The sequence below is a fragment of the Paenibacillus sp. sgz302115 genome (assembly GCF_056120445.1).
This window is the reverse complement of the sequence record NZ_JBVYOK010000001.1, coordinates 1,191,425-1,202,330: the sequence shown is the minus strand read 5'-3', so window position 1 is coordinate 1,202,330 and position 10,906 is coordinate 1,191,425. Positions and strand designations below refer to the sequence as shown.

13 protein-coding genes and 1 pseudogene are annotated in these 10,906 nt (G+C 37.5%); 9 read left to right on the top strand and 5 right to left on the bottom strand.

Annotated elements, in window-relative coordinates; translation table 11 throughout:
• Positions 1–145: 145 nt before the first annotated feature.
• Positions 146–349 (bottom strand): ketopantoate reductase family protein, encoded by a 204-nt coding sequence (locus AC0LWN_RS05505; RefSeq protein WP_474663534.1) that lies wholly within the window; start codon positions 347–349, stop codon positions 146–148.
• Positions 350–455: 106 nt separating this feature from the next.
• On the opposite strand from AC0LWN_RS05505, the gene AC0LWN_RS05500 reads away from it, so the two are divergent.
• The 3 genes from AC0LWN_RS05500 (at position 456) to AC0LWN_RS05490 (ending at position 2,040) form a co-directional block, all read left to right on the top strand.
• Positions 456–1,064, top strand: coding sequence for a methyltransferase family protein (locus AC0LWN_RS05500; RefSeq protein ID WP_474663533.1), 609 nt, complete (start codon positions 456–458; stop codon positions 1,062–1,064).
• A 54-nt stretch (positions 1,065–1,118) separates the two neighbouring features.
• Positions 1,119–1,463, top strand: coding sequence for a DUF952 domain-containing protein (locus AC0LWN_RS05495; RefSeq protein ID WP_474663601.1), 345 nt, complete (start codon positions 1,119–1,121; stop codon positions 1,461–1,463).
• Between the two features lie 97 nt (positions 1,464–1,560).
• Positions 1,561–2,040: a hypothetical protein gene (locus AC0LWN_RS05490; protein WP_474663532.1), complete on the top strand. Its 480-nt coding sequence runs from the start codon at positions 1,561–1,563 to the stop codon at positions 2,038–2,040.
• Positions 2,041–2,056: 16 nt separating this feature from the next.
• Here AC0LWN_RS05490 and AC0LWN_RS05485 read toward each other — a convergent pair whose 3' ends face one another.
• Both AC0LWN_RS05485 and AC0LWN_RS05480 read right to left on the bottom strand, forming a co-directional pair.
• Positions 2,057–2,980 (bottom strand): DMT family transporter, encoded by a 924-nt coding sequence (locus AC0LWN_RS05485; RefSeq protein WP_474663600.1) that lies wholly within the window; start codon positions 2,978–2,980, stop codon positions 2,057–2,059.
• Positions 2,980–3,813, bottom strand: a complete 834-nt coding sequence (locus tag AC0LWN_RS05480; protein WP_474663531.1) for an AraC family ligand binding domain-containing protein — start codon at positions 3,811–3,813, stop codon at positions 2,980–2,982. Before AC0LWN_RS05480 ends, AC0LWN_RS05485 begins: the two co-directional genes overlap by 1 nt.
• 201 nt (positions 3,814–4,014) lie before the next feature.
• Between AC0LWN_RS05480 and AC0LWN_RS05475 the strand changes: the two genes are divergently transcribed.
• The 6 genes and pseudogenes from AC0LWN_RS05475 to AC0LWN_RS05450 all read left to right on the top strand — a co-directional run bounded on the left by AC0LWN_RS05475 (position 4,015) and on the right by AC0LWN_RS05450 (position 8,787).
• Positions 4,015–4,317, top strand: a complete 303-nt coding sequence (locus tag AC0LWN_RS05475) for a DUF6809 family protein (RefSeq protein ID WP_474663530.1) — start codon at positions 4,015–4,017, stop codon at positions 4,315–4,317.
• 137 nt (positions 4,318–4,454) lie between these two features.
• Positions 4,455–4,847, top strand: a complete 393-nt coding sequence (locus AC0LWN_RS05470) for a DUF7638 domain-containing protein (protein WP_474663529.1) — start codon at positions 4,455–4,457, stop codon at positions 4,845–4,847.
• Positions 4,848–5,010: 163 nt separating this feature from the next.
• A complete protein-coding gene (locus AC0LWN_RS05465) occupies positions 5,011–5,829 on the top strand; it encodes a hypothetical protein (protein ID WP_474663528.1) in 819 nt (272 codons plus the stop codon).
• Positions 5,830–5,936: 107 nt separating this feature from the next.
• Positions 5,937–6,728, top strand: coding sequence for a hypothetical protein (locus tag AC0LWN_RS05460; protein ID WP_474663527.1), 792 nt, complete (start codon positions 5,937–5,939; stop codon positions 6,726–6,728).
• A gap of 298 nt (positions 6,729–7,026) precedes the next feature.
• Positions 7,027–7,186 (top strand): annotated as a pseudogene (locus AC0LWN_RS05455) (DUF255 domain-containing protein); the annotation flags it as partial.
• 278 nt (positions 7,187–7,464) lie between these two features.
• Complete coding sequence (locus tag AC0LWN_RS05450) at positions 7,465–8,787, top strand: TIR domain-containing protein (RefSeq protein WP_474663526.1); 1,323 nt, start codon at positions 7,465–7,467, stop codon at positions 8,785–8,787.
• Positions 8,788–9,075: 288 nt separating this feature from the next.
• Here the strand turns inward: AC0LWN_RS05450 and AC0LWN_RS05445 are convergent, their stop codons facing one another.
• Together AC0LWN_RS05445 and AC0LWN_RS05440 are read right to left on the bottom strand one after the other, a co-directional pair.
• Positions 9,076–10,158, bottom strand: coding sequence for a sensor histidine kinase (locus tag AC0LWN_RS05445; protein ID WP_474663525.1), 1,083 nt, complete (start codon positions 10,156–10,158; stop codon positions 9,076–9,078).
• The gene (locus AC0LWN_RS05440; protein WP_474663524.1) at positions 10,148–10,849 is read right to left on the bottom strand and encodes a response regulator transcription factor; all 702 of its coding nucleotides are present in this window, start codon (positions 10,847–10,849) and stop codon (positions 10,148–10,150) included. The genes AC0LWN_RS05445 and AC0LWN_RS05440 overlap by 11 nt, the downstream gene beginning before the upstream one ends.
• Positions 10,850–10,906: the final 57 nt, after the last annotated feature.

The following is a 10,906-nucleotide window of genomic DNA, read 5'->3' as shown; positions in this document are numbered from 1 at the left end:
CTGGATAGCTATAGGCTCTGATCCAGGACGAGCTAATGAGCTAGCTCTTGACTTAGCAGTCTGCACAAAACAGAAATGGCTTGCGTGCGTTAACTAGCTAGGAATCCCACGGCTTTTGCCGTGTTGGAGGCTCAATTCATCGTAGTCATGCAGAGAACACAGATAGGCAGTTATGTACCTTTGCAATTTCTTCCCGGCTGCTGGCTGGATTCACGAGAATGACCCCGTTTTGTTTCAGTTCAACAAGATTTTCCCCTCTTGCAAGGACAGTGATGTTGTGTCCCGACAACGCAAGTTTCCCGGCAAAAATACTCCCAATTACACCCGCACCATAAATAAGAATTTTCACGTGCTTCATCCTCATAGAATAAATAGTTTGTTTTTTTGCTAATACATAATGTATTATAATACATATGAATGTTTGTTCAAGTGTTCATTTTATAGGAGGAATCAATATGCAGATAACAGATATTATTTCTTTGGTCTTGCTGGTTGCTTTTGGCGCAGCATACATAATCAAACTGGTATTGTTGAAGCAAAGAGAGAAAATTCATGCTAATGTATTAGCAAAAAGAAATAAAGATTTTTCAATTTATAGTGCAGAATTGTTGGTTAAAGTATCAAGTGCATTGTGGCTGCTGGCTTGGGCTGCTGAGATCATATTTCATGAGCAAATATCCTCTGTTATCGGGTTCATGTTCAATAATATTTACACGACGTACATTGGCATAATGATAACAGCTGTAGGAGTAGGGATATTTATTGCGGCAATAGTGTATATGAAAAGCTCCTGGAGAGTAGGGATAGATAAAACCACAAGAACATCGCTTGTAACGGACGGTATCTACAAATTCAGCAGAAATCCTGCTTTTGTAGGCTTTAATTTGATGTTTATTGGGCTATTCGTTACCTACGCCAACCTCTTTACCTTGATTGTATTGGTCATGAATCTGCTTGCCTTTCACTTATTAATATTGCAAGAGGAGAAGCATTTGTATTCTATGTTTGGTGATGAGTATGAGAGATATGCAAGAAGGGTTCCAAGATACTTTTTGATCTTTTAGAGCTTATTTACTAAACTGGTACATATGCCAATATTTAATAGGAGGGGGTTCGTGATGATATTTCTGCATGCTGTATTGAGAACCGAATGGGAAACAGCGGTTGTGAACGGAGTCTATAAAGGCAACACCCTAGAGACCGAAGGATTCATTCATTGTTCACCGGTTGAAAAAATGGTAGCCGTCGCGGATTATAACTTTAAAGGAGTAAAAGGGTTGATTCTACTCTGCATTGAGGAGTCAAAAGTAAAGTCTGAAGTCAAATGGGAAGACCTATACAACGAAGGAAGCGAATATCCGCATATATACGGAGAGCTCAATCTCGATGCTATATTGAAGACTGTTGCGTTCGAGCCTAACCTGGATGGGACATTTTCGTTGCCTGATGAAATTAATGGATAAAACCTCGGCGCAACGTTACTTGTACTATTTCATTAACAATAGGAAGAATAAGCAGTCAATTTTGAACTTCGAACGATGGGTGTATGAGAATGATGAATTGGAAGAGATTTTTGGTAAAAATGAATACTACGAACTCATCTCCAGAGACTATAAAGACAAATTTGCATATCACGAAACAGAAAAACAAATCAGAAGACTGATCAATTTTGGCCAATTTGAACAAGAGCGACTAGAGCTGGCTCTAAATGATCTCTTAACTAATGAAGATGAAGCTGAGACGTTGGAAACGTTGGCAATGCTGTATGACGAGTACTGTGATGGTTACAATTTTCTAAGATATATTGCATTAACCTTCATTATGACATCCGACGAGTACAAGGAGATTCTAAAGAGAGATCCTATCGAGTTTGATAGTTACATGGATAGTATAAGACAAGAAGCAGTCAGGTTGCTTGGGTTCTTAAGAAGAAATGAGATCTTTATTGACAAGGAACATGAGTATTCAGACAACAGGGCAGAGAATGACAGGATTGAACTGCACAGTATTAATGTAATGTTAAATGCAAAGGAAATGTAATATTTGCAAGCAGCGATCATTCCATACTCCTCACAGCGACCCTCTCCTTGGGGGTCGTTTTGATTTTACGTTCGGAAATATAGGAACCGGTCAGAGTCAGGAAGGTTCCCACAATGGTTGCCCAAGTGATTTTTTCATGCAAAATAAGGGCAGAGGCCGCGACTGTAACCACTGGCACAATGTAGATGTACACGCTTGTTTTTACCGCTCCCAAGATACCTACCACCCGGTTCCAGGTCACAAAACACAAGGCCGATGCTCCCAGCCCTAAGTATAAAAGGTTCGTTACATTTGAGATTTTACTGAATCTGTCCAGGCCAAGCTGGAATTCCGACAGAAATACTGCAGGCAACATACCCGCCAGTCCATAAAAGAACACTCTGCGCGTAGCCCCAATGGGGTGAACCTTCAGCCCGCTTATTTTTCGCATCAACACAGAATAAATGGCCCAGACAGCGGGGGCGAGCAAGGCAAGCAAGTCTCCGACAGGGTTCAGTTGTAGAACAAAACTACCGTTCAGCCCGATGATTATAATTCCTGCCAGCGCAATCACAAAGCCAGTAACAAATTGCAGATTCAACTTCTCTTCCTCTAAAAAGAAATGAGCTAACACCGCCGTGAGAAATGGAGCAATGGATACAATCACTCCTACGTTGGAAGCCAGCGTATAGACAAGGGCTATATTCTCGATTAGAAAATATAAAGTCACCCCGCACAGCCCAGCCGCAATAAACAGCAGTTCCTCTTTAAACGTTGCAGTCCTTATTGGACGCGGATAGATAAGAGACAGCACAACGTACCCTATGAGAAAGCGGAACAGCAGAATTTCAACGGGGGAAAAGTCCGTTAACAGTATTTTGGTGGAGATGAAGGTAGTTCCCCAGATCACAATCGTAATGAATGCGAGCAGGTGTCCAGTGGTGGCCTTACGCTGATCCATCATGATGTGGCCTCTGGTGACTGAACAAATATACGCATGTATTGCTTAGGGGTTAAGCCGATCAGTTTTTTGAAAAAATTAGTAAAATGGCTCTGGTCACTGAACCCGGTCTGAGAGGCCACTTCGATAGGAGGCGCTCCTTGTTCTAAAAGCTTTTTGGCATGGTTAATTCGAATGGTTTCCAGGTAACAATACGGCGATATTCCTTTTTGCTTGGTAAATAAACGCAGCAAGTGATATTTGCTTATGCCTGCCAACTCGCTTAACTGATTCAGGGTAATGCTGTGCGCATAATGGGACTCTATATATTCGCAGATGATTTTAATTTCAGCAGTAAGCTCCCGGGTAGGGCAAGGAGGTTCTGTGTCTGTATATTCTCTCAGAAGCTGCTCCAGGAGGAACATGAACAATTCTTCCTTTTGAAAATCGGAATGGCCCTCCAAAATCATAAGGTGCAGCTCATGCAAGGACAACGCCAGCTCACTCTGGTAGAGAACGGGCTGTGTAAATCGCGGCAAAACATTGCTTCCCGTAATTTCCTGCACATACTCCCGCATAACCTCGGGCTGAATATTGATGCACCGATAGTCAAGGGCTCTCCCGTCTACCGCTTCGCAAGCGTGTGGGTCCTGCGGATTAAAGATGACCACATCTCCGCTGCTCAGGCTGTACTCCTTATGATTACATACGAGACTTCTCTTGCCTTGTTCAATAAAACCAATGACATAATAGTCATGAAAATGGTTCGGGAACTTCTGCATAATCCCTTCAAACTGATACGCCTCAAGCCTCAAATCCGCATCAAAAACGACCGTCCGAACTTCACGAGCCACCGCCTGCACCTTCTTTTTCAGTAATGTATGGTTATTATAATATGAACTATCGGAGGATTCTTGGATAATGTTGCTTTAGGGTGCATGGAGGATGTTAGCGATTATATCGCTAAAATACAATGTGCAGCAATTAGATGAGGTATGATACACACAGGGCACTGTGCCCGGGAGCATACATCTGCAATACAAAGGAGGAGAATCATGGGCAATATTTTGGAAAACTTATTCTATGGAAATATCAGACCTGACGAAAGCATACACCCTACAAATTCCGAATATCACAACCTTAACCGCAAAATTTCTTTGCTAATGGACGACTATCACAACAAGCTCTCACCAGAAGAGTACGATAATTTGGAGAAGTTAATGGACTTGCTAGGGCAATCGACATCTATGTATTCTGCGGCGGCGTATACGGAAGGGTTTCGGATGGGGGCTTTGATGATGATAGAGGTGTTGGCGGCGGGGGAGAAGGGTGTTGGGGTTTCAGGGGGAAAGAGTTAAAAGGGCAGGTAATGAGTAGATGGCTTCGGGAGAAAAGCAGAACTGCTTCGTTAAAACAATCATTGTGTGATATACATATATACAGTTCAACTATAATAGTGTCAGAGTATAATTGAGTCTAAAGCGGGAGGTTCCAGATGAAAGTGATTCGTAGAACAAAAACAATAGAGGGTACTTCCATTCCCGGGATTATCAATAACGGTGGCCACAATATCTACATCAATGTAGATATATATGAAGATGGTATGACGAATTGTTGGGAGCTCGTAGATCTAAACGGCTTGAAAAACAAAATTGAAGCGGGCTGGTTATCTCCAGTGGTTCCGGTCGGGAATCAGCTTTCCATTCATGGATTGGGTGCATATACAGTAGAGGAAGCTAGCTGGAATTTCACTGTAGAAAGCTATTATGAACATATTAAGAGGACTATAAGAATGCTTAATCCAGAATTTTTGAATATATACGAAATTTCAAATCGGGAGTACGAACTGCAAGCAACAACTAAAAATTGGTGGGAATTTTTTGTTTGAAGAATAAAATAATATTCGTCATATTCTTCCATTTCATAGTATACTAAGACTATTAGTTAGATGGACTATGTCCTCCAAATAATTTGTATTTATTTGAAATTGTGATTACTATATTCCGAACCTCGTAATCAATGTTAGCTATAGCTAATTCTAAGGAGTAACTATGAAATATACAATAATTGACATTAATGTTTTACCAGAAGAAAAGAAAGAAGAAATTCTAAAAATTTCCCTAATGGAAGTTTATTCTTCAGTATTGCATACTATTAGTGAGATAACATCTTTTACTGCATTAACTTTAGGAATGGTGACAATAACTAATGAGTACCTGAAATCAGACCAAAAGCTTAATATGTACACTAACTTAAGTGATAAAAGTATAACTGAAATGACCACTACTTTTGCTGAATTGTTTTCTATGAATGGAAGCAGTTACTATAATAATTCAATGGAAAAATGCTTTATAGACTATTATCAAGCTTTTGAAGTTTTATTTGGAAATATATATAAAATCTTGTTTTGGTTTTTTCCTCAATTTATAGGGCAAAAAATGAGCGTTGATGCACAAGAGTTATTTCTTTCTGAAAATATATTGGTTGTAAGAAATAAACTAATTGACTACAAGGTCAAAGATCTTATTCAAAGCAGTAATATTAAACAAGTAATTTTAAAATTAAAAGAAATATTTGGATTAGAGATTGGTATTGATAAAAGCGATTTGGATCTATTGATTATAGCATCCAATACAAGAAACTTACTTATACATAATGAAGGGATTGTAAACAATATCTTTATTCAAAATTTAGAGGCTAATAAAATCCAAACAAAGCACAAATTAGGTGATAAAATCATTATTTCTGAGGACTATTTAAGATTTTTCCATGAGTATTATGGAAGAATACTTGAGGTAACTTTTAAATCTGTTGAAGATCAAATTGGAAAAATAGCTAGATATGCTTCTTCAAAGTCACGAAGTTACTAATAACCCATTGGATTTATAATTTTCACCCTATGTTTGAAGGAAAAACAGCTCTCTTTAGGCACATCGTAGACTCTTGCGGGTATTAAAATCTAGGAGGCAGTAACATTATGGAGGGAAAGAAAACAAATATAATAGATTCACATTTTGATGAAATAACAAAGTTAAATACATTTTTGGAACTTAGTTGGGTTGGATTTGATTATGCTAGAAATGCTTCTCGGGTGGTAGAAGCTTTAAATAAATCGAATAATAAGAAGAAAAAAGAAAAGCTAGAAAAAGCACTGAAACTAGAAAGATTTGCGGAAGATCAACAAAATAATGGATTTTCATATCTCTACATTTTGGCTTTGATTAGGCTTTGGAGCATACTTGAAGCTTGCATTGATGAGCTCGTGATTGAGGTTTTATTAACGAAAAAAATGAAAACACACGAGTATTTGAATAAAATTAAAGGTAACCTATTTGAATTTGTTCAACTAAGTGAAAAAGAAAAAGCGGAGTATTTGCTGGAATCATTGAAATCTGAGACGAAGGCTTCATTAAAGATAGGTATTGGAAGATTTGAGACTCTATTAGAAACGGTTGGATATGGTGGGCATATACCTAATACTATTAAGAAGAATATATTAGAAATGTCGCAAATAAGAAATTCAATAGTTCATAAAAATGGTAGAGTCGATTCGAGACTTCTTAAAAATTGTCCATGGCTGAATTATAAACTAGATGATGAAATGCAACTAAGCAGTATTGATTTTCATAAATATCAAATAACATGTTATTGGTACTTAGTTGATATATGCTTAAGATATGAATATGAAGACAAACAGGACAATTATGAAGAAGTTTATAATTTAAGAGAAGAGTTATTAGTTGGGTTAGAAGATCATAAAGAATTGTAACTTCGTAAAAAGGTATTAAAGTTCGATGTCATAAGGTTAAAAACAATCCCACTGTTAATTAGAGCGTGGGATTGTTTATCTAAATTAGGCAGTTTTTACGCGTATTCTGATTGGTATTGTTGCAACAGGAATTATTTTACAATTGTTTTTTTAACTTAGAGGGGGATCCCCTCTTTTTTTGTTATGTTCAGTGTTGATTATGATACCTTTTTTTATCCTCCTGCGCGTTCACCCACCATTTTGGGTAACCCTAAGCAATTACTTTACCCAAATCCAACACGAAACGAGGTGATGACCCATGACAACTCAAAAAGTACCCAATAGATTAGCCAAGGAAAAGTCGTCGTATTTGCTGCAACATACTTGTAACCCGATGAACTGGTTCCCCTAAGTCGGAAGATGCTTTTGAAATCGCCAAGCGCGAAAATAAGCCTGTTTTCTTATCTATTGGGTATAGCTAGTTGTTGATTCACACGTACCTATCATTGGTGGGATGTTCGTGTGAATCATTCATTCAAAGGAACTTCTGCTGATGTTTTGGCGGGAGTTTTTTGTTTACAAGTATGAAATAATAGCAATCGTAATATTTTTCCATTTCATAGTATAATATGACTATAGTTCATCAAGACCTTCGACCGAGTAATATTTGAATATTGAGATTGAGTTGGTAGTTTCACGAGGTTTGTGAATATAATGTTATATGCAATAAGTACATGGAATTTTATGGGGTGATCAAATGGAAATATTTATTAGTTACAGTCATGAAGATAAAGAAATTGCTATTAAGATTGCTTCTATTCTTAAAGAAGGGGGACATTCCGTTTGGTTCGATGGTTGGAAGATAAAACCAGGAGATAATATACTAAATAAAATCAATGAAGGTATAAAAAGGGCAGATGCTATTATAGTTGTTATTAGTCAGAATTCACTGAACTCAAAATGGGTTTCAAAGGAACTTTCTTCAATGGCATTTGGTGAAATTTCCATGGGTATTAGTAGAATTATACCAGTTCTTATTGATAAAAGTAGTGTTCCTAGTTATCTGTCTAACTATAAATATTTAGATCTTTCAACAAAGTTTGAAGAAGGAATTAAGGAATTAATTGGCTCATTAGTGATAGATAACAGAGAACAATTTGTTTTATCACAGCGGCAGGAAAAATTAGAACTAAAATCTTACGAAAACGATATTAAATCATTAGGGAAATCGTTACATGAAGGAAGATTGACACTTGTATGTGGGGCAGGAGTTTCAATAAGTGCCGGTATTCCAGCATGGGATCAATTACTAACTACACTTATAGAATCAATGATGAAAAAAATTTCAAATAATAGAAATATATCAATAAATTTCAAAAATATAGAACAATATAATCTCAAATATTCAAATTTAATTATTGGTAAGTTTCTTAAAAATAATTTAGGAAGAGACTTTCAAAAAGAAGTAAGGAAAGCACTTTACTCTTCACAAGTTACAGAAACTGAAACTATTAACGCAATAGTTAATTTATCTCGACCGCAAAGAGATAGGAAACCATTGGATTCAATAATTACTTTTAATTTTGATTCCCTAATAGAAGAACAGTTAGAAAGACACAATATTAAGTTTAAAGTTATTTATTCTGAAGGAATTAAACATCATTCAGGTGAAATACCAATTTATCACGTTCATGGATACTTACCAAGAATAGGAAAAATACCACTTGAATCGAATATAGTATTTAGTGAAGATGCATACCATAGCCAATTTATTGAACCATTTAGTTGGTCTAACCTAATACAACTTAATAAGTTAAGTCAAAACACTTGCTTGTTTATTGGTCTAAGTTTGACGGACCCAAATTTAAGAAGATTACTTGATGTCGCAAATCGAAAAAATCCTGATAAGAAATTAAATCACTACATAATAAAGAAAATACCTGATATTTCTGAAAACAACACCGTGGATAACCTAGCATCTTTGTTAGAAGAGCAAGATGCTAATGAGTTGGGTCTAAATGTAATTTGGATAAATTCATTTGATGAAATACCAAATATTTTAAACAACCTACAAGTTTAATGAAGATATACACAAAACAGTCGATGACATATGGGCAATACGTTTTTCTTAAGATTACTTTTTCCTATCCCTTGAGACTTCATTTTCATATTGACTAAACTTACCCTAAGCATGTAATATCCAAATCCAACAAATGAGGTGTTACCCCATAACACCTCAAAAACCCTATTAGATTACCCAAGAAAAAGTCACCTTATCTGCCGCATCACGCTCACACCCCGGTGAACTGGTCCCTGGTCGGAAGAAGCTTCTGACAGTATCTATTGGGCATAGCTAGTAGATACTGCATTACACAGCCCCCACCCCAAACCTAATTTCAAAAGCAGTCCTATTGTCTGAGTTGTTCACCGTAACCGTACCGCCATGCAGCTCAATAATACTCTTTACAATAGCAAGCCCTAGCCCTGATCCATTGGTCTGTTCAAGGCGTGATTTATCGGCTTTATAGAATCGTTCAAATACAAAGGGCAAATCCTCATCTGGTATCGGCTCCCCATAGTTTATAATTCGTATGAGCGCTTCATTATTGGCTTTACTTAGCTCTATATCAAGGTATTTCCCTTCACTGCCATACTTGATGGCGTTGCTAATCAGGTTGTCAAATACCCGGACCAATAGCAGCGGGTCTGCACTCATGATGATTTTTTCATTGCTGAAGAATAGTCTGTACTCCATTTCCGCCTCGTTTAATGCAGGGATGAATCCAAGGATCACTTGCTCCACAAGTTCTCCCAGATTCAGCATTTGTCTATTGATGGTTAATCCCGAATTCGTCAGCTTTGAATATTCAAAAAGATTGTCAATCAGAACCTTGAGTTCATTGCACTTTTGGAAGGTTATACCGGCATAGTGGTTCAAATTCTCTTCATCCGTGTATTTTAGGTTCGCTATCAATTCCATGTACCCAAGGATGGAGGTCAAGGGTGTTCTTAGGTCATGCGATAAATTTGTAATCAAATCGTTTTTGGTTTTTTCCCAGCTTTTTTCTTCTTCCATCAAAATCTTTAGTTTATAAACCATGCTATTGACGGTGGTGGCCAATTTTCCAAGCTCGTCAGAGCTTTTTACAGGTATATTGACTTCCAAATCGCCTCTCGAGATGGTTTCCAGTGTTTTCGTTATATCTTCGAGATATACGATGCTCTTTCTGGTCAGCAGCAGAAGAAATCCAATCATCAGCAGGACAAGAATGACGAACAGTATCAGGGAAAATACAATATAATTTTGCATGAAAAATACCGCGAAGGGGTGGTTTTCGGACGCCTTGATTAAGGCAGTAAATATCAGAAACATACATAAACCGGTCAAAGCCGCGCTGGTAAAAAAGATCAGGATCAACTTGTAGCGTATGGTGCCCAGTTTATTTTTCAATTTTGTAGCCAACTCCCCACACGGTTTCGATGATCTCAGGCGTTTTTGGTAGCTTCTCTACCTTTTCTCGTAATCTCCAAATATGAACCATAATCGTATTGTTGGATTCAAAATATTTTTCTTTCCACACCGCTTCGAAAATTTGTTCTGCACTAAAGACAGTGCCGGGACTACTAGCGAGCAATAACAGTATTTCATATTCGGTTGGGGTTAAATTGATCTCACCGTGGTCAGTGGAGACGGAATGATTATTTTTATTGATCACTAGACCCTTGATATGAACGACGCTATCCTCATTCTTTTGCTGATTGGGTACATTTAAAACGATATAACGTCTTAACTGTGATTTGATCCGTGCAATCAGCTCCATTGGATTAAAAGGTTTGGATAAATAATCATCCGCACCAAGCCCAAGCCCGAGAATCTTGTCCATATCCTGCGACTTGGCGCTTAGCATAATAATGGGTAAGTTCATGGTCTGCCTTATCCTTCTGCAGGTCTCCATTCCATCCATTCCTGGCATCATAATATCGAGCACAACCAGATCTATCTTCTGATGGCTCAGAATGTCCAAACCTTCAGTTCCAGTAAAGGCTGTAAATACCCGATACCCTTCATTGACAAGATAAATCTCAATTAACTCAACAATTTCATGTTCATCATCAATAATTAGAATACTGTATTGCTCCATAGTAGATCCCTTCCAAATTACACTCTGTAGTATCACTATTATAGCGGCAGGTATAAA

Coding starts and splice junctions, on each gene's coding strand:
- AC0LWN_RS05470 (WP_474663529.1), top strand. CDS start 4,455: ATGAAAGTGATTCGTAGAACAAAAACAATAGAGGGTACTTCCATTCCC.
- AC0LWN_RS05450 (WP_474663526.1), top strand. CDS start 7,465: ATGGAAATATTTATTAGTTACAGTCATGAAGATAAAGAAATTGCTATT.
- AC0LWN_RS05485 (WP_474663600.1), bottom strand. CDS start 2,980: ATGGATCAGCGTAAGGCCACCACTGGACACCTGCTCGCATTCATTACG.
- AC0LWN_RS05475 (WP_474663530.1), top strand. CDS start 4,015: ATGGGCAATATTTTGGAAAACTTATTCTATGGAAATATCAGACCTGAC.
- AC0LWN_RS05495 (WP_474663601.1), top strand. CDS start 1,119: ATGATATTTCTGCATGCTGTATTGAGAACCGAATGGGAAACAGCGGTT.
- AC0LWN_RS05460 (WP_474663527.1), top strand. CDS start 5,937: ATGGAGGGAAAGAAAACAAATATAATAGATTCACATTTTGATGAAATA.
- AC0LWN_RS05440 (WP_474663524.1), bottom strand. CDS start 10,849: ATGGAGCAATACAGTATTCTAATTATTGATGATGAACATGAAATTGTT.
- AC0LWN_RS05500 (WP_474663533.1), top strand. CDS start 456: ATGCAGATAACAGATATTATTTCTTTGGTCTTGCTGGTTGCTTTTGGC.
- AC0LWN_RS05465 (WP_474663528.1), top strand. CDS start 5,011: ATGAAATATACAATAATTGACATTAATGTTTTACCAGAAGAAAAGAAA.